Genomic DNA, 23,122 nt, shown 5'->3' on the forward strand with positions numbered 1-23,122 from the left:
AAGAGCAGCCCGTGACGGCAACCCCTCAGGCTGTAACACCTCCGCTGGCGGCGTCGCTACGCCCTGGCGATCATGCAATTGCCCGCAAGGGAGGAATCGCGATGAGCGATCAGCCAAGCGTCCAGGCCGACCCGCAATGGCTCAAGCTGATGGACGATGCGCGTGACTGGCTGGCCGGGCCGCTGGGTCAGCTCCTGCTGGAAGAGGAACGGCGTCTGCTGGAGGACGAGCTGGCGCGTTTCTTCGGCGGTTATCTGGTCAGCTATGGCCCGGGTGCTGAGGGGCCGCCAAGAGCCGGACAGATTCAACACAACGTGCGTCTGGGGCCGCCCATGCCCGGCGTGCAGATCGTTTGCGAAGAACAATCCTGGCCTCTGGGCGAGCATGCCGCCGATGTGGTGGTGCTGCAGCATGGGCTGGATTTCAGTCTTTCACCGCATGGCCTGCTGCGTGAAGCCGCGCGCAGTGTACGCCCTGGTGGGCACCTGCTGATTCTCGGCATCCATCCCTGGAGTGCCTGGGGCGCGCGTCGCCTGTTCGCGCAGGATGGTCTCAGTCAGGCGCGGTGCATCGCTCCCAGTCGGGTGGGTGACTGGCTGACGCTGCTGGGTTTCGCGTTGGAGAAACGTCGCTTCGGGTGCTATCGTCCGCCGCTCGCGTCGCTTGCCTGGCAAACGCGCCTGCGCCGACTCGAGCGCTGGGGCGATGCCTGGCAATTGCCGGGGGCCGGCTTTTATCTGCTGGTCGCGCGCAAGCTGGTGGTGGGGCTGCGTCCGCTACGGCAAGCGCGGCGCGAGCCCATGGGCAAGCTGCTGCCACTGCCGGTGGCGAAGATCAGTCGGCGTGATGTCGATAGCTGATCCAGCTGCGCCCTCGCTGGTCAATTGTGTACAGAGCCTGTGAATGTCTGAAACCGATCAAGTCGTGATCTATACCGATGGTGCCTGCAAGGGCAATCCCGGCCCTGGCGGCTGGGGCGCTTTGCTGGTTTACAAGGGCGCCGAGAAGGAGCTGTGGGGCGGCGATCCGAGTACCACCAACAACCGCATGGAACTGATGGCGGCTATCGCCGGGCTGGTCGCCCTGACCCGGCCTTGCGCGGTGAAGCTGGTCACCGACTCGCAATATGTCATGAAGGGAATCCAGGAGTGGATGCCCAACTGGAAGAAGCGCGGCTGGAAAACCGCGAGCAAGGAACCGGTCAAGAATGCCGATCTGTGGCGCAAGCTCGACGAAGAGGTGAATCGCCATCAGGTCACCTGGCAGTGGGTGCGCGGGCATACCGGCCATCCCGGTAACGAACGGGCCGATCAACTGGCCAACCGCGGCGTCGACGAAGTCCGCGGGCAGTGAGTCATTGGGGCGGCGTGTCGGGCTGCGGTAATATGCCAGCGCCGGCAGCGGCCCCCAAGTTTCAAGAGAGAGTGTGAGCGTGAGTACAGAAAACGGCGTCATCAGACGGGTCGTGCTGGATACCGAAACCACCGGTATGCCAGTCACCGACGGCCACCGAATCATCGAGATCGGCTGCGTCGAACTGCTCGGCCGGCGTCTGACCGGCCGACATTTTCATGTCTACCTCAATCCGGATCGCGAGATCGACGAAGGCGCCATCGCGGTTCACGGTATTACCAATGAATACGTGGCCGACAAGCCGCGTTTCCGCGATGTGGCCGATGAATTCTACGAGTTCATCAAGGACGCGCAGCTGATCATCCATAACGCGGCGTTCGACGTTGGCTTCATCAACAACGAATTCGCTTTGCTGGGGCAGAGTGAACGAGCCGACGTCAACGACTACTGCAGCGTGCTCGATACCCTGATGATGGCGCGTGAGCGTCATCCGGGGCAGCGCAACAGCCTGGATGCGCTGTGCAAGCGTTACGGCGTCGACAACTCCAACCGCGAACTGCACGGCGCCTTGCTCGACTCGGAGATTCTGGCCGACGTCTACCTGGCGATGACTGGTGGGCAGACCCATCTATCGCTGGCGGGCGAAGAGGGTGATGGAGATGGCAGTGGTCGCCAGCAGGCGACGCCGATTCGCCGGCTCGACCCGAACCGGACGCGCACCCGGGTGATCCGCGCCAGTGCCGATGAATTGGCTGCGCACGCTGTGCGCCTGGCTGCCATCGCAAAATCCGCCGGTGGTCCGGCGCTCTGGGCGCAATTGGAAGAACAGCAGTAACCCAGTTGCACGCCTCAAGCAGCAAGGCGCCTTTTGTCCTTGCTCTCACTTGGGGCTTGCCGCTTGAAGCGGGTAGCTGCTTCTTTGCGACCTTTTCGTACAGCCTGATGCATCGGGGGTTCCGCCTGCAGTAAGGAGCCTCTAACCTGAGTCGATAGGCAGGCAACGCCTGCTCCCGTTCAGGATGTCAGCATGTACAAAGACCTCAAGTTCCCCGTTCTCATCGTTCACCGTGACATCAAGGCCGATACGGTCGCCGGTGATCGCGTGCGGGCCATTGCGCGCGAGCTGGAGCTCGACGGTTTCAGCATCCTGCCAACGGCCAGTTCCACCGAGGGGCGCATCGTCGCCTCGACTCACCATGGTCTGGCCTGCATCCTGGTCGCCGCCGAAGGGGCTGGTGAGAACAGCCGCCTGTTACAGGACATGGTCGAGCTGATTCGCGTGGCGCGGGTGAGGGCGCCGCAATTGCCGATCTTCGCCCTGGGTGAGCAAGTCACCATCGAGAATGCCCCGGCCGAGGCCATGGCCGATCTGAACAACCTGCGCGGCATCCTCTACCTCTACGAGGACACCGTCTCCTTCCTCGCGCGGCAGGTGGCGCGCGCCGCGCACAATTACCTCGACGGCTTGTTGCCGCCGTTCTTCAAGGCGCTGGTGCAGCACACCGCGCAGTCCAACTACTCCTGGCATACGCCAGGTCACGGCGGTGGCGTGGCCTATCGCAAGAGTCCGGTAGGGCAGGCCTTCCATCAGTTCTTCGGCGAAAACACGCTGCGTTCGGACTTGTCCGTCTCGGTGCCGGAACTGGGCTCGCTGCTCGATCACACCGGCCCGCTGGCCGAGGCCGAAGCCCGCGCGGCGCGCAATTTCGGCGCCGATCACACCTTCTTCGTGATCAACGGCACCTCGACGGCGAACAAGATCGTCTGGCATTCGATGGTCGGGCGTGACGACCTAGTGCTGGTGGATCGCAACTGCCACAAGTCGATCCTGCATTCGATCATCATGACTGGCGCCATCCCGCTGTACCTGACGCCGGAACGCAACGAGCTGGGCATCATCGGGCCGATTCCGCTTTCCGAATTCAGCAAGGAGTCGATCCAGTCCAAGATCGATGCCAGCCCGCTGGCACGCGGCCGTGCGCCCAAGGTCAAGCTGGCGGTGGTGACCAACTCCACCTACGACGGCCTGTGCTACAACGCCGAGCTGATCAAACGCACCCTGGGCGACAGCGTCGAGGTGCTGCACTTCGATGAGGCCTGGTACGCCTACGCAGCGTTCCATGAGTTCTATGCCGGACGCTACGGCATGGGCACCGAAGGCGGCGAGCAGACGCCGCTGGTGTTCAGCACCCATTCGACGCACAAGCTCCTGGCCGCTTTCAGCCAGGCTTCGATGATCCACGTGCAGGACGGCGGGCGCCGGCAGCTCGATCGTGACCGCTTCAACGAGGCGTTCATGATGCACATCTCCACCTCACCGCAGTACGGCATCATCGCCTCGCTGGACGTTGCCTCGGCCATGATGGAAGGCCCGGCTGGGCGTTCGTTGATTCAGGAAACCTTCGATGAGGCGCTGAGCTTCCGTCGTGCGCTGGCCAACGTCAGGCGCAATCTGGCTGCGAATGACTGGTGGTTCAGCATCTGGCAGCCGAGTCTGGAAGAGGGCAGTGAAGGCGTCGCCACCGAAGACTGGCTGCTCGAGCCCGACGCCGACTGGCACGGTTTCGGTGAGGTGGCCGAGGATTACGTGCTGCTCGACCCGATCAAGGTGACCCTGGTGATGCCCGGGCTGACGGCAGCAGGACGCATGGAGCAACAAGGTATCCCAGCAGCGGTGGTCAGCAAATTCCTCTGGGAACGCGGGCTGGTGGTGGAGAAGACCGGTCTGTATTCCTTCCTGGTGCTGTTCTCCATGGGCATCACCAAGGGTAAGTGGAGCACGTTGCTCACCGAGTTGCTGGAGTTCAAACGCAGCTACGACGCCAATCTGCCGCTGACCCAGGTGCTGCCTTCCATCGCTCAGGCCGGCGGCGTGCGCTATCATGGCATGGGCCTGCGCGATCTCTGCAATGCCCTGCATGGCTGCTACCGCGATAACGCCACAGCCAAGGCCATGAAAACCATGTATACCGCGCTCCCCGAGGTGGCGATCAAACCGGCGGATGCCTATGACCGCCTGGTGCGCGGCGACGTCGAGGCCGTGCCGGTGGCGGAGCTGGAAGGGCGTATCGCGGCAGTGATGCTGGTGCCTTATCCGCCAGGCATCCCGCTGATCATGCCAGGAGAGCGCTTCACGGCTGCGACCCGCTCGATTCTCGATTACCTGAGCTTCGCCCGTACCTTCGATGAAGCCTTCCCAGGCTTCGACATCGACGTGCACGGCTTGCAGGTCGAGCAGGGGCAGTATTGCGTGGATTGCCTGATCGAATAGCCTGGCATTCTGCCAGGGTGAACAAGAACCCTGGCAGATCAACCCGTTATCCGCGATAGTCAAAGCAGTTCTTAACTTCTCAGGCGTGCCTTGCGTCACAGTGGCAAGCATCGACTTTTATGGCGTGCTTGTTATAGTTGCGCGGTTATTAATCACAAAATAATTACCGTATTGCCGAGCCTGCGGCCGAGGATGACTGCCATGTCCGACTACCAAGCCTTCCGCGTCGACCTGGCGGACAAGATTGCCCATGTGCAGATCAACTGTCCGGAGAAGGTCAATGCGATGAACGCCGACTTCTGGCGCGAGATCATCGACATCTTCGACTGGATCGATGACACCGATGCCGTGCGCGTCGTGGTGCTGTCCGGTGTCGGCAAACACTTTTCGTCCGGCATCGATCTGATGCTGCTGGCCTCGGTCGGTGCGCAACTGGGCAAGGACGTCGGACGCAATGCCAACGCGCTGCGCCGCAAGATTCTCGAACTGCAAGCCTCGTTCAATGCCGTGGACAATTGCCGCAAGCCCGTCCTGGCGGCGATCCAGGGGTACTGCCTGGGCGGCGCCATCGATCTGATCAGCGCCTGCGACATGCGCTACGCCACCGCCGATGCACAGTTCTCCATCAAGGAGATCGACATGGGCATGGCGGCGGATGTCGGTACCCTGCAGCGCCTGCCACGGATCATCGGTGACGGCATGATGCGTGAGCTGGCCTTCACTGGGCGCACCATCGACGGTGAGGAGGCCGCCCGCATCGGCCTGGTGAATCGTACCTATGCCGATCAAGAGGCGCTGCTCGCCGGAGTCATGCAACTGGCTGGCGAGATCGCTGCCAAGTCGCCGATCGCCATCCGCGGCACCAAGGAAATGATTCGCTACATGCGCGATCACCGGGTCGACGATGGGCTCGAATACATTGCCACCTGGAATGCCGCCATGCTGCAGTCCGAAGACCTGCGCCTGGCCATGGCTGCGCACATGACCAAGCAAAAGCCGGAGTTCGCCGACTGATGCCTTGCCCAGCGTTGTTCGTCGCGAGTTACGAGGTGCCTAGCGTATGGTGAGTGGAGCCACGTCCCTGAACCTGGTGCGCGACGAGTTGTTCGTCACCATGGAAGAAGCCGAGCAGAGCCTTGAACACTTCATCGCTGAACGCCACAACGGCAGCCTGCTGCAGCAGGCCGTGGAAAGCCTGCACCAGGTGCGCGGCACGCTCAATCTGGTGGAGTTGGCCGGTGCCGAGCTGCTGGCCCAGGAAGTGCTCGACCAGGCCACCGACATCCCTGCCGGTGCCGGTGAGGAGCGTGACGTGCAGTTGGCCGCCTTGAGCAATGCGCTGCATGTACTGCGCCGTTATCTCGAAAACGTCGATGCCCATCGCCAGGAAATGCCCGAGCTGCTGCTGCCGGCAATCAACGATTTGCGTCAGGCCGGCGCACAGCAACCTTTGCCCGAGAGTTTCTTCTTCAGCGTGCGCCTCGACCAGGCGCGCCCGCATACGCCTGCGCCGCCGATCGATAGTGCCGCCAAGCAGGTCGAAGCCAAGCGTTTGCGTCACATGTATCAGGTTGGTCTGCTCGGCCTGATTCGCGAACAGAACCTGCAGGGCAGCCTCAAGCTCATGGCGCGCGCGATGGAACGCTTGAGCAAACTGTTCGCTGGCGAGCCGGGCGGGCGCATGTGCTGGATCGGCAGTGCTGCCATCGAGTCCCAGGCCGATGGTCAACTGCTGCCGCGCAAGTCGCGCAAGCAACTGCTCTCGCGCCTCGACCGCGAACTGAAGCTGGTGCTCGCCAATCCTCAGTACGAAGCGCCACGCAGCCTGCTCAAGGAGCTGCTCTATCTGGTCGCCCTGGCCGACAGCCATGGCGCCAATGCCAGCGCCGTGCGTGAGGTGTTCGGGCTGGCGCCACTGCCGTTCACCGACCATATGCTGGAAGAGGAGTACAAGCGCCTGTCCGGCCCTGGGCAGGCGGTGATGCGCTCGCTCTCCACCGCTATTCGCGAGGAGCTGGCCAGCGTCAAGGACATGCTCGACCTGCTCGAACGTGGCACTCAGCATGAAGAGACCCTGGGAACGCTGCATGCGCTGCTGGGCAAGCTGGCCAAGACTCTGAGCATGGTCGGGCTGAGCTCGGCGGGTAACTCGTTGAGTGCGCAGTTGCCACAAGTCGCCGCCTGGATGGACAGCACAGCGCCGCAGCCGCAGCAGTTGCTGCAGTTGGCGGATGCCGTGCTCTATGTCGAGGGCATGGTCGCCAGCTTGGAGCGTGGCGAGCATCGTGAAAGCAAGCCGCAACCGGTTGAGCCGGGCGATGAGGCGCAGTCGTTTGCCGGCCATCAACTGGCCGAGGCGCGTATCGTCGTGGTCGACGAGGCTCAGGCCGGCCTGGCGTTGGCAAAGCGGGCCATTACCGCCTACCTCGAGTCTGCCGGCGACAAGATGCATCTGGCCAATGTGCCGTTCAGTTTGCAGGCCGTGCGCGGTGGGCTGTGGTTCCTCGAGCAGCGCCGTGCTGCCGCCTTGGTCGGTGCCTGTGCCGATTACATCCAGACGCGCATGCTCGATGCCGGGCAGATGCCGTCCGAGCAGATGCTGGAAACCCTGGCCGATGCCCTGAGCAGCCTGGAGTATTACCTCGAAGCCGGTGCCGTACTGCGACCCGAAACCCAGCCGAGCGTGCTCGATCTGGCCGAGGAGAGCATCAAGGCCCTGGGCATGTCGGTGGCAGCCTGATGGTCTGGCGTCATACCTACCTCGAGCCTGCGCAGGCAGGCGGCTGGGCCTTGCTGTATGACCGTCAGCAGTTCCTGGCCGACAGCAATGGCGTGCTGTTCCCGCGTGACTGGATCAAACGCCAGGATCTGCCCATCGTCAGCGAACAGGGCATCGGCTACTTCGGCAAGGATGCGGTCTTCCTGCTGCAGGTAGAGTCCTCGGCCGCACTGGAAGGCTGCAGTTGGCAAAGTCTGCGCCAGTTCATGCTGCAGGGCGATGCCGAGACCTTCCGCATGCTGGCCTACGCCGCGCAAATCGGTACCTGGCAGCGCGAGCACCGCTTCTGCGGCAGTTGTGGTGAGGCCACCCGCCAAGTACCGGGCGAGTGGGCGATGCGTTGCGAGACGTGCGAGTCGCAGCATTATCCGCGCCTGTCGCCGAGCATGATCGTGTTGGTGACCCGTGGCGATGAAATCCTGCTGGCACGTTCCCCGCGTTTCGTCACCGGCGTCTACAGCACGCTGGCTGGCTTCGTCGAGCCGGGTGAGTCGGTCGAGCACTGCGTCGCACGCGAGGTGCACGAAGAGGTGGGCCTTCAGGTGCACAACCTTCAGTACATCGGCAGCCAGGGCTGGCCGTTCCCGCATTCACTGATGCTCGGCTTCCATGCCGAATATGCCGGCGGCGAGATCGTCATGCAGGAGGACGAGATCGAGGATGCTCGCTGGTTCCGCGTCGATGATCTGCCGCCGCTGCCGGCTTCGCGCTCGATTGCTCGGCATTTGATCGATCTGTATGTCGCACGGCGCCTAGGCTTGCCTGAACCCATCCTGCCGTAGTGCGGGGTTGGCCTGCCACGCCTAGCGGTGTCAGGCGAGCCAGTGCTGCCAGACCAGGCGCGCAGTCAGTGCCAGTACCACCAGAATGAACACCGGGCGAATGAACTTCGAGCCGCCCCTGATCGCTGTGCGCGCGCCCAGGAAGGCACCGACCATCAGCGCTGCTCCCATGCTCAGGCCCAGCACCCAGGCGACCTGACCGAAAGCAATGAACACGACCAGGGCAGCGGCGTTGCTGACGAAGTTCATCGTCCGCGCCACCCCGCTGGCGCGCACCAGGTCGAGCGGATACATCAGCAGGCTGCTGACCGTCCAGAAGGCTCCGGTGCCGGGGCCAGCTACGCCGTCATAGAGTCCCAGTCCCAGTCCTTGCGGCCACTGCCGGCCACGGGCGATGGGCAGGTTCTGCTCGCTGGGTGCCTGTGGTGTGCGGCCAAACAGCAGGTACAGGCCGCAGGCGAAGACCACGGCTGGCAGCATCTGATTGAGCCATTGCGCCGGCATCCAGTGGGCGATCACCGCGCCAAGCAGGGCGCCGATCAGCGTTGCCAGCAAGGCATTGCGCCATTGGTTCGGATCGAAGAGCTTGCGCCGGTAGAAGGTGAAGGCCGCCGTGCCGGAACCGAAGGTCGCACAGAGCTTGTTGGTACCCAATACCAGATGCGGTGGCAGGCCAGCGGTGAGCAGTGCCGGGATGGTCAGCAGGCCGCCACCGCCGGCGATGGCATCGATGAAGCCGGCGATGAAGGCGACCAGTACGAGGACGGCCAGGGTGCCGGGATCGATGGCGAGTTCGAGCAGAAAGTGCATGGAAAATGTCGACTTGTGGGCGAGTGCGCAGCGTCTCGGCTGTTCGTGGGCAGAAGAGCTGCGCATAATGCCCGCATTTCGCCAGAGAAGGAACGTGATCGATGCAATACAACGGCTTGGCCTGGGCAGTCGCCTTGCTGGCGCTTCTGGTGCTGCTGGTGGCGCTGCGCGTCCTGCTCAATGCCGGCTGGTTTCTCGGTTGGTTGCGGGGCACCGTTGGCCTGGCGTTCCTCGCGCTGGCCGCTCTGGTCGGATTGGTGGCTTACGATCTGTACAGCTACGAGCGATTGCCCGAGGGCAAGCCGCTGGTCACCCTGAGCTTCAAGGCCGACGGGCCGCAGCGCTACAGCGTGAGCCTGCTGGAGGGCGGTCGGGAGCGTACCGTTACACTGGAAGGCGACTTGTGGCAGCTCGACGGGCGCCTGATCCGCTGGAAGGGGTTGGCCAATCTGATCGGCCTGGAGCCGGGGTATCGCCTGGAGCGCCTTTCCGGCCGCTTTCTCGCCATCGAACAGCAGGCCTTGGCGCAGCGAGGGCGCGTGCAACTGGCACAAAGTCCCTATGGCGTCGATCTGTGGCGTTGGCTGCGCCTGAATCAGCGTGACCTGTTTCTGTTCGATGCGCAGGCCTTGCGCGTAACCTACCTGCCGATTGCCGATGACGCGGTATACAGCGTCAGCCTGACGCCAACTGGCCTTCTTGCCGAGCCGATGAACTCAGCCGCCAAGGCCGCGCTGAAGGATTGGTAGCGGCAGGGCGTATGGCGAGGGCGTAGGGTGGGCTTCAGCCCACATTGACCAGGATGGTCTAGAGACGAGCTCCGCCCACTTACAAAAAAGGCACCTACAAGGTGCCTTTGTCGTTCATGGCATCGGCCCTCAGGAAAGGAAGCCGCCATCCACGTTCAGGGCTACGCCAGTGGTGTAGCTGGAGGCGTCGCTGGCCAGGTACAGCACGGTACCGGCCATTTCGCTCGGGTCGGCCACGCGCTTGAGCGGAATGCGCTGCAGGGCATGCTTGAGGATCGCGTCGTTCTTGGTCAGCGCCGAAGCGAACTTGGTGTCGGTCAGGCCCGGCAGCAGCGCGTTGCAGCGAATGCCGAACTGCGCGCATTCCTTGGCGAAGACCTTGGTCATGCTGATCACGGCGGCCTTGGTCACCGAGTAGATGCCCTGGAACTCGCCCGGGGAGACGCCATTGATCGAGGCGACGTTGATGATCGAGCCGCCGCCGTTTTCCTTCATCAACTTGCCGCCTTCGATGGACATGAAGTAGTAGCCACGGATGTTCACGTCGACGGTCTTCTGGAAGGCGGAGAGGTCGGTGTCCAGCACGTTGCAGAACTGCGGGTTGGTGGCGGCGTTGTTGACCAGGATGTCGAGGCGACCGAACTGTTCTCTGATCTGCGCGAAGACGTTCTGGATCTGCTCCATCTCGCCGATGTGACAGGCGATGGCGGTGGCCTTGCCACCGTCGGCGATAATGGCATCGGCCACGGCCTGGCAGCCGTCGATCTTGCGGCTGGAGACGATCACGTGGGCGCCTTGCTGGGCCAGCAGCTTGGCGATGGCCTCGCCGATGCCGCGGCTGGCGCCGGAGACGAAGGCGATCTTGCCGTCGAGGTCGAACAGGTGGGTCTTGGACATTGTGATTACCCCGGGTTAGAGAGTGGATTTAGCGATGACCTGCAGGCACATCTGCTCCAGCAGCTTGTTCATGTGAATGAACTGGGCGAAGCGCTTGTCCTGGGTCTGGCCGTGATAGAAGCGGTAGTAGATCTGCTGCACGATACCGGCCAGGCGGAACAGGCCGTAGGTGTAGTAGAAGTCGAAGCTGTTGATCGCGATGCCGGCTTTTTCGGCGTAGTAGTCGACGAACTGCTGGCGCGTGAGCATGCCCGGCGCGTTGCTCGGCTGGCGGCGCATCAGCTGTACCGGTGGCGGATCGCCGGCTTCGATCCAGTAGGCCAGGGTGTTGCCCAGATCCATCAGCGGATCGCCGATGGTGGTCATCTCCCAGTCGAGCACGCCGATGATCTGCATCGGGTTATTCGGGTCGAGGATCACGTTGTCGAAGCGGTAGTCGTTGTGCACGATGCCCGGCTTGTGGTGGTCGGCCGGCATCTTGTCGTTCAACCAGGCCTTGACCGGTTCCCAGGTCGGTGCGTCAGGGGTCAGGGCTTTCTCGTAGCGGTCGCTCCAGCCCTTGATCTGGCGTTCGACATAACCCTCTGGCTTGCCCAGGTCGCCCAGGCCGCAGGCGTTGTAATCAACATTGTGCAGCTCGACCAGCTTGTCGATGAAGCTCTTGCACAGGGTCGTGGTCTGCTCGGCGCTGAAGCTCAGCTCGGCCGGCATCTCCGAGCGCAGGATGATGCCCTTGACCCGCTCCATGACGTAAAACTCGGCGCCGATCACCGACTCGTCGGTGCAGTGCACATAGGCTTTGGGGCAGTAGGGGAAGCCGGCATTGAGCTGATTGAGGATGCGGTACTCACGGCCCATGTCATGGGCGGATTTGGCCTTGTGGCCGAACGGCGGGCGACGCAGCACGAATTCCTGCTGGGGGTATTCGATCAGGTAGGTCAGGTTCGATGCGCCGCCTGGAAACTGGCTGATACGTGGTGCGCCTTCGAGACCGGAGATGTGGGCCTTGAGATAGGCGTCGATGGTGCCTGCGTCAAGTTCTTCACCTGCGCGGATGCCAGTGGATTGATCAGTGAGCGCCATGTCTATCCCTTCTACTTATGATGGGTGCCCCAGATAATTTTCTAATTTAATGCTGCACCCGGGTCGTCACAAGCAATACGCGCCGTTATAGGTGGGCGTGTTGCCCCTCGATCAAACTGCCTGATCAGTCACCTTGGAGTGGCCCGGTTCAGCCGTCTGCAGGCGTCGCGCAGCGACGACACGAAGGGGCGGCGCCAGGGATGCAGGCAATAAAAAACCGGAGTGCCAGGACTCCGGTTTTCGTGTCTTGCAATCAGCTCGCTGATCAGACCGGGAACAGTTCGCCCAGCTTCATCGCCAGCATCATGTCGCCTTCGGCGCGCAGCTTGCCAGCCATGAAGGCCTGCATGCCGTCGGTCTCGCCGCTGACGATGCCTTTGAGGGTTTCGCTGTCCATGATCAGGGTCACGTTGGCGTTCGGGTTGTCGCCTTGCTCGAGGGCGCAGGTGCCGTCCTTGACGATCAGCGCGTAGTTCTCGCCATCTTCGATGTTGAACTGGAACACCAGATCCAGGCCGGCAGCGGCGCTGGCGTTGAACTTGGATTGCATGGTTTGGGCGATGTCAGCAACACTCATGGTCTTATCCTTCTTTTCAGGTTTTTCGCGCGGCACGAAGCCGCATGGGGCCAGGCTCATCGGTAGGTGATGAGCTCAGGCGCCTTCAGCAGCTGCAGATGCACATGGCTGTTGAAGGAAGCCAGACTCACCTCGCGCCCGCGAAACTTCAGCAGGCTGAGCGAGGTATTGACGATTTGCCAGTTCAGTTCGAACGCCTTGCAGGCCGGTACGTCGGTGATCAGGCGCAGCAGGGCGGTAATGGTGCCACCGGAGGTGAACACCGCGATGTTCTGCTTGCTGTCTGCCTGCTCGAGAATACGTTGCAGGCCACCTTCGACCTGGTTGACGAACGCCTGCCAGCTCTGCAGTCCGTGTACATCGTATTCGCCGGACACCCAGCGCTGGATCAGCTTGGCGAACAGGCGCTGGAACTCGGCGCGGTTATTCGCGCCATTGCGCAGGATATCCAGCGCTTCGGGTTCTTCAGCGAGGATGCCGGGCACCAGCGTACGGATTACCGCATCGGCATCGAACTCGTTGAACGCGTCGTCGATTTCCAGGGCAGGCGCTGTGGCCAGTTGTTCCAGGGCGGCTCGTGCGGTGTGCTGTTGGCGGCGCAGGCTGCCGCTTATGCAGCGATCCAGGCGCACGCCCAGCTGTGCCAGGTGCGCACCGAGCACCTCTGCCTGGCGCACGCCGGTGGGGGACAGCACGTCGTAATCGTCTGCGCCGAATGAAGCCTGGCCATGTCGAATCAGGTAGATGCTGCCCACGTCCGTCGTCTTCCCGGCACGTTGAAAGTTTCGCGAGGTTATGAGGAAGCCGAAGCACTGTCAACGAAAAAACATACGCTTGTTTGAATTGCCGTAAAAACCTCGATGCGCGTCCGTAAGCCAATGGTGGATGTGCGCTTGCGTCGGTATGCTTGAATGCTCGTTCAGGCGCCCAGCGTCGCAAATCTTTGGCCCGCGCGCCTGACTGAATCGTTTTCCAAGGGGGATCTGTGGAGTTTCTTAGTGAGTATGCCGGCTTTCTCGCCAAAACCTTGACCGTCGTGGTCGCCATCGTCGTGGTGCTGGTCTTCATCGCGGCCCTGCGCGGCAAGGGGCGCCGAGCTGGCGGACAGTTGCAGGTCGAAAAACTCAACGATTTCTACAAGAACCTGCGCGAGCATCTGGAGCACTCGGTGTTGCGCAAGGACGAACTGAAAGCCCTGCGCAAGGCCGAAGCCAAGGCGGCCAAGCTGGAGAAGAAGGCGCCGAGCAGCAAGCCGCGGGTTTTCGTGCTGGACTTCGATGGCGATATCAAGGCCTCTGCCACCGACAATCTGCGCCATGAAGTCACTGCACTGCTGTCGATGGCCAAGGCCGAGGACGAAGTGGTGCTGCGCCTGGAAAGCGGTGGCGGCATGGTGCACAGCTATGGCCTGGCATCGTCGCAACTGGCACGCATCCGTGAGGCCGGCATTCCGCTGACCGTGTGCGTGGACAAGGTGGCGGCCAGCGGCGGTTACATGATGGCCTGCATCGGCCAGAAGATCCTCAGTGCGCCGTTTGCCGTTCTCGGCTCCATTGGCGTGGTCGCGCAGTTGCCCAACGTACATCGTCTGCTGAAAAAGCACGATATCGACTTCGAGGTGCTGACTGCCGGCGAATACAAGCGCACCCTGACCGTATTCGGTGAGAACACCGACAAGGGCCGGGAGAAGTTCCAGGAAGACCTGGAGATCACCCATGAGTTGTTCAAGGGCTTCGTCGCCCGCTACCGCCCACAGCTGGACATCGATGCCGTGGCGACCGGCGAGGTCTGGTTGGGTATGGCGGCGCAGGAACGCCTGCTGGTCGACGAGCTCAAGACCAGCGATCAATACCTGGCCGAGCGTGCGGCGCAGGCCGAGCTGTTCCATCTGCATTTCGCCCAGAAGAAAAGCCTGCAGGAGCGTGTCGGCCTGGCCGCCAGCGTGGCACTCGACCGCTTCGTGCTGACCTGGCTGAGCCGCCTGCAACAGCAGCGCTTCTGGTAGCTTGAAGAATCACGACGACAGGAGACGGAGATGACTGAATTCAAGGCATTGCTGGTCAGTGAAAAGGCTGATGGCAGCTTCCAGCGCCAGGTGGTGCAGCGCCAACTGACCGATCTCGCGGATGGCGAATTGCTGATTCGCGTGCGTTATTCCTCGCTCAACTACAAGGATGCCTTGTCGGCCAGCGGCAATCGTGGCGTGACCAAGCAGTACCCGCACACGCCGGGCATCGATGCTGCGGGGGTGGTCGAGGCCTCCAGCGTGGGCGAGTTCGCCGTCGGCGACGAGGTGATCGTTACCGGCTACGACCTGGGCATGAATACAGCTGGCGGCTTTGGCCAATACATTCGCATACCGGCGGCCTGGGCGATCAAGCGTCCGCAGGGGCTGTCGCTGCGTGAAGCCATGTTGCTGGGTACTGCTGGCCTGACGGCGGCGCTGTGCGTGGACAAACTGGAGCGTGTCGGCGTCGCGCCGCGTGATGGCGTCGTATTGGTCACTGGCGCTACAGGTGGCGTTGGTAGCGTTGCCGTGATGCTGCTGAAGAAGCTCGGTTATCGCGTCGCGGCTGCCACCGGCAAGGCGGACCAGGCCGAGTTCCTGCGCGGCCTGGGTGCCGATGAGATCGTCACGCGTGAGGAGCTGCAGCAGGGCGTCGAGCGGCCACTGCTCAAGGAGCTCTGGGCGGCAGCGGTGGATACGGTGGGTGGCGATATCCTGTTCAACGTGGTCAAGTCACTGCGTCACAGTGGTAGCGTGGCCTGCTGCGGCCTGACTGCAGGAGTCGCTTTCCAGGCGTCGGTGCTGCCGTTCATCCTGCGTGGCGTCAACCTGCTGGGCGTGGATTCGGTGGAGTTGCCGCTGGTGGTCAAGGCATCCATGTGGGACAAGCTGTCGCTACAGTGGAAGCTGGATCTGGCGCCGCTGGCTCATGAAGTCGCGCTCGAGGCACTGCCTGATGCTATCGAGCAGATCCTTGCTGGCGGCATGGTCGGTCGGGTGCTGGTGCATCTGGACTAAGTGCCACGCCAATGAAAAGGCCCCGCAGTGCGGGGCCTTTGCGTTTCTGCAGGCGATTCAGGCGCGGCGACGGAACAGCGGCAGTGGCTGATCGGCAGAGGCCTGATAAACCTCGTCGTACTCCTCGAAGGCCTTGAGGGCGTCGATGGGATCCTTGTCCGCACGCAGGGCGAAGGCATCGAAACCGACCCGGCGCAGTGCGAACAGTTGATCGCGCAGCACGTCGCCGATGGCACGCACTTCACCTTTGTAGCCGTAGCGGGTGCGCAGCAGGTAGGCGGTGGAGGAGTGACGGCCGTCGGTGAAAGCCGGGAACTCCAGAGCGATCACCTGAAAATTCGCCAGGTCATCGGCGATTTCCTCGATTTCATCGCCAGCTTCCAGCCAAACACCCAGGCCGCCATCGCGGGCCTTGAGGGCGTGGCCGTGCTCGACCCACAGTGCCAGTGGCACGATGACGTCGTCGCAGTTGGGGATGGCGTCCAGGGTCACGTCCTTGGCCAGCAGGTGCCAGGTTTCGTCGAGCACCTGGCCGTTCTTAATGATTCGCTGCATAGACGCGCTCCTTGAACGGGTCGATACCGATGCGGCGGTAGGTATCGAGGAAGCTTTCTTCTTCGGTACGTTGCTCGACATAGACCTTGATGATCTTGTCGACCACGTCCGGCATGTCGTCCTGGGCGAAGGACGGGCCGAGGATCTGCGCCAGGCTGGCATCACGTCCGGCGCTGCCGCCGAGCGATACCTGGTAGAACTCCTGGCCTTTCTTGTCCACGCCGAGAATGCCGATGTGGCCGACGTGGTGGTGGCCGCAAGCATTCATGCAGCCGGAAATGTTCAGGTCGAGGTTGCCGATATCGAACAGGTAGTCGAGATCGTCGAAGCGGCGCTGAATGGCTTCGGCCACCGGGATCGACTTGGCATTGGCCAGCGAGCAGAAATCGCCGCCCGGGCAGCAGATGATATCGGTCAGCAGGCCCACGTTCGGCGTGGCGAAACCTTGCTCGCGCAGCTCGCCCCAGAGGGTGAACAACTGACGCTGCTCGACGTCGGCGAGGATGATGTTCTGGTTGTGGCTGTTACGTACCTCGCCGAAGCTGTAGCGGTCAGCCAGCTCGGCGATGGCGTCGAGCTGCTTGTCGGTGACGTCGCCTGGCGCCACGCCGGTGGGCTTGAGCGACAGGGTCACGGCGACGTAGCCGGGCTTCTTGTGGGCGAAGGTGTTGCGCTGGCGCCAGCGGGCGAAACCCGGGTGCTCGGCGTCCTGCTGGGCGAGCAGGGCGTCTTCGTCCTGCAGGGCCAGGTAGGCCGGATCGACGAAGTGCGCAGCGACGCGCGCCACTTCGGCCTCGGTCAGGGTCATCGGGCCGTCTTTGAGGTGTGCCCACTCGGCGTTGACGCGCTCGGCGAACACCTCGGGGGTCAGCGCCTTGACCAGGATCTTGATGCGCGCCTTGTACTTGTTGTCACGACGGCCGTAGCGGTTGTACACGCGCAGGATGGCGTCGAGATAGCTGATCAGGTGCTGCCACGGCAGGAATTCATTGATGAAGCTGCCGACGATCGGGGTACGGCCCAGGCCGCCACCGACGGAAACGCGGAAGCCCAGTTCCCCGGCTTCGTTCTTCACCGCTTCCAGGCCGATGTCATGCACTTCGATAGCGGCGCGGTCGCTCACAGCGCCGTTGACGGCGATCTTGAACTTGCGCGGCAGGTGCGAGAATTCGGGGTGGAAGGTCGACCACTGACGGATGATTTCGCACCAGGGGCGCGGATCGACGATCTCGTCCTTGGCCACGCCAGCGAACTGGTCGGTGGTGGTGTTGCGGATGCAGTTGCCGCTGGTCTGGATGGCGTGCATCTGCACGGTGGCCAGCTCGGCGAGAATCTCCGGCACGTCTTCCAGCTCCGGCCAGTTGAACTGCACGTTCTGCCGGGTGCTGATGTGCGCATAGCCCTTGTCATAATCGCGGGCGATCTTGGCCATCATGCGCACTTGCGTCGAGGACATCAGGCCGTAGGGAACGGCGATGCGCAGCATCGGGGCGAAGCGCTGGATATAGAGGCCATTTTGCAGGCGCAGCGGGCGGAACTCCTCGCCACTCAGCTCACCAGCGAGGTAGCGACGGGTTTGATCGCGGAACTGCTTGACGCGATCCTCGACGATCTTCTGATCGTACTGGTCATATACGTACATGAAGGGTCCTGTTTTTCAGGCAACTGCCAATCAGCGCGCACGGCCGCGCACCCCGTATGAACACGGAGCCGGGGCACGATACCAGCTCAGCTTTATGCGTAAAAGTGAAGTTTGAGTATATCAGCCGATGATTTGGTAATAAGCCGGCTCGGCGTTGCATCGATACGGCCTTGAGCGATGACAAAGGCTGGTCTTAACTCCTATCAACCACCTACACCGACAAGAACGAAGGGGGACATATGAGCAGTCAGAGTGATAGCGAACGTGGCGACAGTGTCGTCGACGCCTGGGCAATTCTTTTGCTTATCCTCATCGTCGTCTCCACTGCAGTGTTCTGGGTCAGCGGCCGCTGACCTGCTGATCACGGCTCGGCGTTTTTCTGCCGTTAGCCCTATACTGCGCCGACTTGTGGAGGATGTGTGTCGGTGATCAGGTGGGTGCTGGGCCTGTGCGTGATGTTGTGGGTCGCCGTTGCCGGAGCGGCGGATAAGCCCGTCTCGGTCGTTTTCATCAATCCCGGTTACAGCAACGAGCTGTTCTGGGGCGACTACAGTCGCTTCATGCACGAGGCGGCCGCGCAGCTCGGCATGCAGTTCGAGGTCATCTATGGCGAGCGGGACGTGCCGCGCATGCTGCAAGTGGCTCGTCAGCTCAGCCACTCGGCAACCCCTCCGGATTACCTGATTTTTACCAACGAACAATTCGCCGGCCCACAGATACTGCGTCTGTTCGAGGGGCGGCGTACCCGCCTGTTCGCCTTGCACAGCACGCTCAACCCGGAGCAGCGGGCGCTCACCGGTGGTAGCCGCGAGCGTTACAGCAACTGGATCGGCAGCCTGGTGCCCAATGATGAAGAGGCGGGTTACCTGATGGGGCGTGCGCTGATCGAGCAGGCCGGCGGGCGGCCCGCGCAGATGCTGGCGTTTACCGGGGTCAAGCAGACTCCTTCGGCTACCTTGCGCCTGGATGGATTGCACCGGGCGTTGGCTGAGGCGCCGAACGTGCGCCTTGAACAGGCCTTGTACGGCGAGTGGCAGCAGCGTCGTGCCTATGAGCAGGCCAGGGCGCTGCTACCGCGTTACCCCAGGCTCGACCTGATCTGGTCGGCCAACGACGAAATGGCCTTTGGAGTGATGCAGGCCGCGCAGGAGCTGGGGCGCAAGCTGCATTACTCAGCGCTGAACAATTCGCAACGCGTATTGCAGGCCCATGCGGATGGGCGTATCGACATTCTCGCCAGCGGGCACTTCCTGCTGGGTGGCTGCGCTCTGGTGATGCTCTACGATCATGCGCATGGCGCCGACTTCGCCAGCCGAGGTGGCAAGGATCAGATCGCGCGGCTGTTGCGCTTGATCAGCGGCGATCAGGCGCGAAGCCTGGCCAAGCACCTGAAGCGGGCGCAAGCGGATGTCGATTTCACCCGTTTCAGCGCCGTGCTCAACCCGGGCGGCAGTGCCTGTTCGGTCGACGCGCTGCTGGAGTGATCAGCCGACGGCGAGATGCAGGATCAGTTTCACCACGCCCAGTAGCACCAGGACGAAGAAGCTGGTGAAGATCACGCCGAGCAGGATGAAGTGGCTGGGCTTGCCCCGGCTGAAATCCCGGCTGCGGTTCTTGCCGCTCTGCACGCCAAAGGCGGCAGCCAGAACGCTCTGCAGCATTTCCAGAAGGGTCAGGGGCTTTTCGTCCTTTTCCATGTTGACCTCCGGTAGAAGAAATCTCGCCATTGAGTCTAGCCCGTCCGAGGCTGGGCGATTGAAAGCGAATCAGGCAAGCTGCCGGCAGGCTTCGCTGACAGGTTTTCCATGCTTCCCGCCGACCCCTCATTCCCCGATGACGCTGCACAAACCGAGCGCACGCGCGAGACCATCCTGCGTTATCACCTGAGCTGGAAGCACCGCGACCTCGAGGCGGTGCTGGCGCTCTATCATCCGGACATCGAGTACAACGACTTCTACCAGCAGCGCTGCATGCGCTTGAGTGACCTGCGCGAGTATGTCGAGCACAACCTGCCGCGTCGGCCAGGGGAGCTGTTGGAGCACGTCGACCGTATCCGTATCGATGGGCATACCGCCTTCATCCAGTACCGCACCAGTCTGCAGGGCGGAGAGGGGCTGGTCTCGTTTCGTACCGGCGAGGCCATCACCGTGCGTGAGGGGCTGATCTGGCGAATCAATGAATATGCGACCCTGGTGCGCGAGGGGCGTGACGGTGCGGAAACGGCCAGCTCACGTCCGGCGATCAGCCGGTTGGGCCTGTCCACGCGCCAGCTCGGGCAGCTGGCGCAGGATCTTCAGGATTATTTCCAGCGCAGCCAGCCGTTCCTCGACCCTGAGCTGGATCTGCAGCAGGTCGCCGTCGCCACCGGCTACAGCCGCAATCAGATTTCCCACCTGCTCAACCAGGTGCTCGGCGAGAGCTTCTATCGCTACGTCAACCGCGCGCGGTTGCAATATCTGCTGGATGGCCTGCAGGCTGGGAGTGATCTCAAGCGTATCGACGAGCTGGCATTCGCCGCCGGCTTCAACTCCCTGTCGGCGTTCTACAGCTGTTTCAAGCGACATACCGGCTTGTCACCGAAGGCCTACCTGAAAGAGATTTCCGCGCGTGCACGCACGCAAGACAGCGACTGATCGCCACGACTAGCCTTGTGTCATCGTTGGATGACGGAGGCGCGGATGAATTCCTGGCGCACTATCAGCCTGTGGATGGATCAGCTCGATGATCCGCTACCGGCCAGGCCTAGCCTGCAGGCCGACCTGCAGGTCGATGTGGCGATCATCGGTGCCGGTTATACCGGGTTGTGGGCGGCCTATTACCTCAAGCGGCATGCCCCGCAACTGCGTGTGGTGATCCTGGAGGCCGAGACGGCCGGTTTCGGCGCGTCCGGGCGCAATGGCGGCTGGCTGATGGGCAACCTGCTCGGCGAGGATCGCCTGCTGGGCGCTCTGCCTGCGACTGAGCGCAAGGCATCCTTCGACCTGCTGCACGGCATTCCCGATGAAGTGGCCGAAGTGGTGGCTCGTGAAGGTATCGACTGCGACCTGCGCAAAGGCGGCGTGCTGTATTGCGCCGCGCGTTACCCCGAGCAGGAAGTACGCCTGCGGGATTACCTCCAGCATTTGCGTGAACTGGGCCTCGGTGAGGACGATTACCGCTGGCTATCGGCGAGCGAACTGGCCGCGCAACTGCGTGTCGCCAATGCCTACGGCGCGCTGTATAGCCCGCATTGCGCGACCATTCAGCCGGCCAAGCTGGTGCGTGGTCTGGCGCGCTGCGTTGAACGCATGGGCGTCGAACTCTATGAGCGCAGCCCGGTGATCGACTGGCAGCCCGGCCTGGTGCGCACCGCCCAGGCCCGCGTCTCGGCTGACTGGGTCGTGCCGGCTATCGAAGGCTATGCCGCGAGCCTGCCGCCACTGGGCCATCACCAGTTGCCGGTGCAGAGCCTGATCGTCGCCACCGAGCCATTGCCGGCGGATGTCTGGGCCGGTATCGGCCTGGAACGTGGCCAGGCTTTCAGCGAGTTCAGCCGGCAGGTCACCTATGGTCAGCGCAGCCTCGATGATCGGTTGATCTTCGGTGCACGTGGCGGCTACCGCTTCGGCGGCCGGCTGCGTCACGACTTCAATCTGACCGAAGATGAACTCGGTCTGCGTCGCTACCTGATGGGGGAACTCTTCCCGCAGCTGCGCAACGTGCGCTTCAGCCACTCCTGGGGCGGCAACCTCGGCATGGCGCGGCGTTTCCAGCCGCACATGCTGCGCGACACGCGCACCCGCATTGCGCTGTCCGGTGGCTACGGCGGTGAGGGTGTGGGTGCCACCAATCTTGGCGGCCGGACCCTGGCCGACCTCATCCTCGGGCGCGACAGCGAGTTGCTGCAGCAGCCCTGGGTATTGAGTGACAGCCCGATTTCCCGTCTGAGTCGCTGGGAGCCCGAGCCCTGCCGCTGGCTCGGCTACAACGCGATCATCCGCAGCTTCGTCCATGAAGACGAGGTGCTTGCCAGCCCGCGCAGTCCGGCCTGGCGGCGACGCCTGGCGCAAGCGCTGGCTGGACGGCTGGAAAGCCTGATGTGCTGAGCGAGCATTCGTATCCGCCGACCTTTTACTGGAGCCCACATGAACATCACTCACTTCCGTAACACACCAGAGATCGCCCTGGAGGATTCCAATCCGGTGGCTGTCCCGCTGGGCGAGCCGCTGGCCGTCACTTCGACCACCAGCGTCGAGCGCAGCGATGGCGTGGAAACCGGTGTCTGGGAATGCACGCCGGGGCGTTGGCGCCGGCAGATCGTGCAGCAGGAGTTCTGCCACTTCGTCGCCGGGCGTTGCACCTTCACTCCCGACGGCGGTGAGCCTATCGAAATTTGCGCCGGTGACGCGCTGATGATGCCGGCCAACACCACCGGCATCTGGGACATACAAGAAACGGTGCGCAAGACCTATGTGCTGATCTTCTGAATCAGCACCTTTTCAGTGACTGCCTAGAACAACAACTCAACGAGGTATTCCCATGCTGAAGAAACTTCTTCCGTGCCTGCTGCTGGCCGGCACCGCCCATGCCGCTGACAGTGTGCGCATCTATAACTGGACTGACTACATCGCCCCGGACACCCTCAAGCAGTTTGAGCAGGCCAGCGGTCTGAAGACCCACTACGACGTTTACGACAGCAACGAGACCCTGGATGCCAAGCTGATGGCTGGCCGCTCCGGCTATGACGTGGTGTTCCCCTCCAACCACTTCATGGCCCGGCAGATCCAGGGCGGCGCACTGAAGGCCCTCGACCGCAGCAAGTTGCCCAACTGGAACAACCTCAACCCGGTGCTGATGAAGGCACTGGAAGTGAACGATCCGGGCAACGCACACGGTTTCCCCTACCTCTGGGGCAGTACTGGCATCGGCTACAACGTCGACAAGGTGCGAGCGGTGCTGGGCGATGACGTGGCCATGGACAGCTGGGATGTGCTGTTCGACCCGGCCAAACTGGCCAAACTGAGCCAGTGCGGCGTGGCGATCCTCGACAATGGCCCGGAAATGCTGCCGATCGCCCTGCATCATCTGGGGCTGCCGCACCACAGCAAGAACCCCGAAGACTACAAGCGCGCCGAAGCGCTGCTGATGGAGATGCGCAAGAACGTGCGGTATTTCCATTCTTCCAAGTACGTTGGCGACCTGGCCAATGGCGAGATTTGCATGGCGGTCGGCTTCTCCGGCGACATCATGCAGGCCGGTGCGCGCGCGGCCGAGGCGGGCAACGGCGTGAAGATCCAGTACGAGATTCCCAAGGAAGGCGCGCCAATCTGGTTCGATATGGTGGCCATGCCGGCCGATGCGGGTAACGAGGAGGGCGCCTATGCCTTCATGAACTACCTGCTGCAGCCCGAGGTGATGGCGGCCATCAGCAACCATGTGAAGTACGCCAACGGCAATGCCAAGGCCGACGCCCTGGTCGATCCGGCCCTGAAAGCCGATCCCACCGTGTACCCGCCGGAGTCGGTGATGGACAAGCTGTACACGCTGGAGGCCATGCCGCTACAGATCGACCGGCTGCGCACGCGTATCTGGAGCAAGGTCAAGAGCGGCGTGTGAAGGA

Annotated in this window: 23 protein-coding genes; 15 read left to right on the forward strand and 8 right to left on the reverse strand. The window is 62.6% G+C overall.

Annotated elements, in window-relative coordinates; all coding sequences use genetic code 11:
• Window positions 1-101: 101 nt before the first annotated feature.
• The 7 genes from VC352_RS00940 (at window position 102) to nudC (ending at window position 8,185) form a co-directional block, all read left to right on the forward strand.
• On the forward strand, window positions 102-860 hold the full coding sequence (locus tag VC352_RS00940; RefSeq protein WP_322977704.1) for a class I SAM-dependent methyltransferase: 759 nt from the start codon (window positions 102-104) through the stop codon (window positions 858-860).
• Window positions 861-903: 43 nt separating this feature from the next.
• Window positions 904-1,353, forward strand: a complete 450-nt coding sequence (rnhA, locus tag VC352_RS00945; RefSeq protein ID WP_322977705.1) for a ribonuclease HI — start codon at window positions 904-906, stop codon at window positions 1,351-1,353.
• A gap of 100 nt (window positions 1,354-1,453) precedes the next feature.
• Window positions 1,454-2,188 carry a DNA polymerase III subunit epsilon gene (gene dnaQ, locus VC352_RS00950; RefSeq protein WP_322978137.1) on the forward strand — a complete coding sequence of 245 codons (735 nt, stop codon included), beginning with the start codon at window positions 1,454-1,456 and terminating at the stop codon, window positions 2,186-2,188.
• A 192-nt stretch (window positions 2,189-2,380) separates the two neighbouring features.
• Complete coding sequence (locus tag VC352_RS00955; RefSeq protein ID WP_322977706.1) at window positions 2,381-4,624, forward strand: arginine/lysine/ornithine decarboxylase; 2,244 nt, start codon at window positions 2,381-2,383, stop codon at window positions 4,622-4,624.
• 201 nt (window positions 4,625-4,825) lie between these two features.
• On the forward strand, window positions 4,826-5,638 hold the full coding sequence (locus tag VC352_RS00960) for a crotonase/enoyl-CoA hydratase family protein (protein ID WP_322977707.1): 813 nt from the start codon (window positions 4,826-4,828) through the stop codon (window positions 5,636-5,638).
• Between the two features lie 46 nt (window positions 5,639-5,684).
• A complete protein-coding gene (locus tag VC352_RS00965; protein ID WP_322977708.1) occupies window positions 5,685-7,364 on the forward strand; it encodes a ferrous iron transporter B in 1,680 nt (559 codons plus the stop codon).
• Complete coding sequence (nudC, locus tag VC352_RS00970) at window positions 7,364-8,185, forward strand: NAD(+) diphosphatase (protein WP_322977709.1); 822 nt, start codon at window positions 7,364-7,366, stop codon at window positions 8,183-8,185. Before VC352_RS00965 ends, nudC begins: the two co-directional genes overlap by 1 nt.
• Before the next feature lie 30 nt (window positions 8,186-8,215).
• Here the strand turns inward: nudC and VC352_RS00975 are convergent, their stop codons facing one another.
• Window positions 8,216-8,995: a TSUP family transporter gene (locus tag VC352_RS00975; RefSeq protein WP_322977710.1), complete on the reverse strand. Its 780-nt coding sequence runs from the start codon at window positions 8,993-8,995 to the stop codon at window positions 8,216-8,218.
• Between the two features lie 101 nt (window positions 8,996-9,096).
• Between VC352_RS00975 and VC352_RS00980 the strand changes: the two genes are divergently transcribed.
• A complete protein-coding gene (locus tag VC352_RS00980) occupies window positions 9,097-9,744 on the forward strand; it encodes a hypothetical protein (protein WP_322977711.1) in 648 nt (215 codons plus the stop codon).
• Window positions 9,745-9,873: 129 nt separating this feature from the next.
• Here VC352_RS00980 and VC352_RS00985 read toward each other — a convergent pair whose 3' ends face one another.
• The 4 genes from VC352_RS00985 to VC352_RS01000 all read right to left on the reverse strand — a co-directional run bounded on the left by VC352_RS00985 (window position 9,874) and on the right by VC352_RS01000 (window position 13,056).
• A complete protein-coding gene (locus VC352_RS00985) occupies window positions 9,874-10,641 on the reverse strand; it encodes an SDR family oxidoreductase (RefSeq protein WP_322977712.1) in 768 nt (255 codons plus the stop codon).
• A 15-nt stretch (window positions 10,642-10,656) separates the two neighbouring features.
• Complete coding sequence (locus VC352_RS00990) at window positions 10,657-11,724, reverse strand: phosphotransferase family protein (protein WP_322977713.1); 1,068 nt, start codon at window positions 11,722-11,724, stop codon at window positions 10,657-10,659.
• 265 nt (window positions 11,725-11,989) lie between these two features.
• Window positions 11,990-12,301, reverse strand: coding sequence for an SCP2 sterol-binding domain-containing protein (locus VC352_RS00995; RefSeq protein ID WP_003459932.1), 312 nt, complete (start codon window positions 12,299-12,301; stop codon window positions 11,990-11,992).
• 56 nt (window positions 12,302-12,357) lie between these two features.
• Window positions 12,358-13,056, reverse strand: a complete 699-nt coding sequence (locus VC352_RS01000) for a histidine phosphatase family protein (RefSeq protein ID WP_322977714.1) — start codon at window positions 13,054-13,056, stop codon at window positions 12,358-12,360.
• Between the two features lie 230 nt (window positions 13,057-13,286).
• Between VC352_RS01000 and sohB the strand changes: the two genes are divergently transcribed.
• Both sohB and VC352_RS01010 read left to right on the forward strand, forming a co-directional pair.
• Window positions 13,287-14,306: a protease SohB gene (sohB, locus tag VC352_RS01005; RefSeq protein ID WP_322977715.1), complete on the forward strand. Its 1,020-nt coding sequence runs from the start codon at window positions 13,287-13,289 to the stop codon at window positions 14,304-14,306.
• Window positions 14,307-14,336: 30 nt separating this feature from the next.
• A complete protein-coding gene (locus VC352_RS01010; RefSeq protein ID WP_322977716.1) occupies window positions 14,337-15,326 on the forward strand; it encodes a YhdH/YhfP family quinone oxidoreductase in 990 nt (329 codons plus the stop codon).
• A 57-nt stretch (window positions 15,327-15,383) separates the two neighbouring features.
• Here the strand turns inward: VC352_RS01010 and VC352_RS01015 are convergent, their stop codons facing one another.
• Both VC352_RS01015 and VC352_RS01020 read right to left on the reverse strand, forming a co-directional pair.
• Window positions 15,384-15,881 (reverse strand): DUF934 domain-containing protein, encoded by a 498-nt coding sequence (locus VC352_RS01015; protein WP_322977717.1) that lies wholly within the window; start codon window positions 15,879-15,881, stop codon window positions 15,384-15,386.
• A complete protein-coding gene (locus tag VC352_RS01020) occupies window positions 15,865-17,523 on the reverse strand; it encodes a nitrite/sulfite reductase (protein ID WP_322977718.1) in 1,659 nt (552 codons plus the stop codon). Before VC352_RS01020 ends, VC352_RS01015 begins: the two co-directional genes overlap by 17 nt.
• Window positions 17,524-17,942: 419 nt before the next feature.
• On the opposite strand from VC352_RS01020, the gene VC352_RS01025 reads away from it, so the two are divergent.
• Complete coding sequence (locus VC352_RS01025; protein WP_322977719.1) at window positions 17,943-19,007, forward strand: ABC transporter substrate-binding protein; 1,065 nt, start codon at window positions 17,943-17,945, stop codon at window positions 19,005-19,007.
• On the opposite strand, the gene VC352_RS01030 is transcribed toward VC352_RS01025, so the two are convergent.
• Window positions 19,008-19,220 (reverse strand): DUF2970 domain-containing protein, encoded by a 213-nt coding sequence (locus VC352_RS01030; RefSeq protein ID WP_322977720.1) that lies wholly within the window; start codon window positions 19,218-19,220, stop codon window positions 19,008-19,010.
• 108 nt (window positions 19,221-19,328) lie between these two features.
• On the opposite strand from VC352_RS01030, the gene VC352_RS01035 reads away from it, so the two are divergent.
• Genes VC352_RS01035 through VC352_RS01050 form a run of 4 tightly spaced genes read left to right on the forward strand, consistent with a single transcriptional unit; the run spans window position 19,329 to window position 23,118 of the window.
• Window positions 19,329-20,156: a nuclear transport factor 2 family protein gene (locus VC352_RS01035; protein ID WP_322977721.1), complete on the forward strand. Its 828-nt coding sequence runs from the start codon at window positions 19,329-19,331 to the stop codon at window positions 20,154-20,156.
• A 45-nt stretch (window positions 20,157-20,201) separates the two neighbouring features.
• Entirely contained in the window at window positions 20,202-21,608 is a 1,407-nt protein-coding gene (locus VC352_RS01040) for an FAD-binding oxidoreductase (RefSeq protein ID WP_322977722.1), read from the forward strand.
• A 39-nt stretch (window positions 21,609-21,647) separates the two neighbouring features.
• On the forward strand, window positions 21,648-21,989 hold the full coding sequence (locus VC352_RS01045; protein ID WP_322977723.1) for a cupin domain-containing protein: 342 nt from the start codon (window positions 21,648-21,650) through the stop codon (window positions 21,987-21,989).
• Between the two features lie 52 nt (window positions 21,990-22,041).
• Window positions 22,042-23,118 (forward strand): polyamine ABC transporter substrate-binding protein, encoded by a 1,077-nt coding sequence (locus VC352_RS01050; RefSeq protein ID WP_322977724.1) that lies wholly within the window; start codon window positions 22,042-22,044, stop codon window positions 23,116-23,118.
• The last annotated feature ends 4 nt before the right edge of the window (window positions 23,119-23,122 follow it).

This window comes from Pseudomonas sp. C11 (genome assembly GCF_034683865.1).
GTDB lineage: Bacteria > Pseudomonadota > Gammaproteobacteria > Pseudomonadales > Pseudomonadaceae > Aquipseudomonas.

Coding starts and splice junctions, on each gene's coding strand:
- VC352_RS00940 (WP_322977704.1), top strand. CDS start 102: ATGAGCGATCAGCCAAGCGTCCAGGCCGACCCGCAATGGCTCAAGCTG.
- rnhA (WP_322977705.1), top strand. CDS start 904: ATGTCTGAAACCGATCAAGTCGTGATCTATACCGATGGTGCCTGCAAG.
- VC352_RS00955 (WP_322977706.1), top strand. CDS start 2,381: ATGTACAAAGACCTCAAGTTCCCCGTTCTCATCGTTCACCGTGACATC.
- VC352_RS00960 (WP_322977707.1), top strand. CDS start 4,826: ATGTCCGACTACCAAGCCTTCCGCGTCGACCTGGCGGACAAGATTGCC.
- VC352_RS00965 (WP_322977708.1), top strand. CDS start 5,685: ATGGTGAGTGGAGCCACGTCCCTGAACCTGGTGCGCGACGAGTTGTTC.
- nudC (WP_322977709.1), top strand. CDS start 7,364: ATGGTCTGGCGTCATACCTACCTCGAGCCTGCGCAGGCAGGCGGCTGG.
- VC352_RS00975 (WP_322977710.1), bottom strand. CDS start 8,995: ATGCACTTTCTGCTCGAACTCGCCATCGATCCCGGCACCCTGGCCGTC.
- VC352_RS00980 (WP_322977711.1), top strand. CDS start 9,097: ATGCAATACAACGGCTTGGCCTGGGCAGTCGCCTTGCTGGCGCTTCTG.
- VC352_RS00985 (WP_322977712.1), bottom strand. CDS start 10,641: ATGTCCAAGACCCACCTGTTCGACCTCGACGGCAAGATCGCCTTCGTC.
- VC352_RS00990 (WP_322977713.1), bottom strand. CDS start 11,724: ATGGCGCTCACTGATCAATCCACTGGCATCCGCGCAGGTGAAGAACTT.
- VC352_RS00995 (WP_003459932.1), bottom strand. CDS start 12,301: ATGAGTGTTGCTGACATCGCCCAAACCATGCAATCCAAGTTCAACGCC.
- VC352_RS01010 (WP_322977716.1), top strand. CDS start 14,337: ATGACTGAATTCAAGGCATTGCTGGTCAGTGAAAAGGCTGATGGCAGC.
- VC352_RS01015 (WP_322977717.1), bottom strand. CDS start 15,881: ATGCAGCGAATCATTAAGAACGGCCAGGTGCTCGACGAAACCTGGCAC.
- VC352_RS01020 (WP_322977718.1), bottom strand. CDS start 17,523: ATGTACGTATATGACCAGTACGATCAGAAGATCGTCGAGGATCGCGTC.
- VC352_RS01030 (WP_322977720.1), bottom strand. CDS start 19,220: ATGGAAAAGGACGAAAAGCCCCTGACCCTTCTGGAAATGCTGCAGAGC.
- VC352_RS01035 (WP_322977721.1), top strand. CDS start 19,329: ATGCTTCCCGCCGACCCCTCATTCCCCGATGACGCTGCACAAACCGAG.
- VC352_RS01040 (WP_322977722.1), top strand. CDS start 20,202: ATGAATTCCTGGCGCACTATCAGCCTGTGGATGGATCAGCTCGATGAT.
- VC352_RS01045 (WP_322977723.1), top strand. CDS start 21,648: ATGAACATCACTCACTTCCGTAACACACCAGAGATCGCCCTGGAGGAT.
- VC352_RS01050 (WP_322977724.1), top strand. CDS start 22,042: ATGCTGAAGAAACTTCTTCCGTGCCTGCTGCTGGCCGGCACCGCCCAT.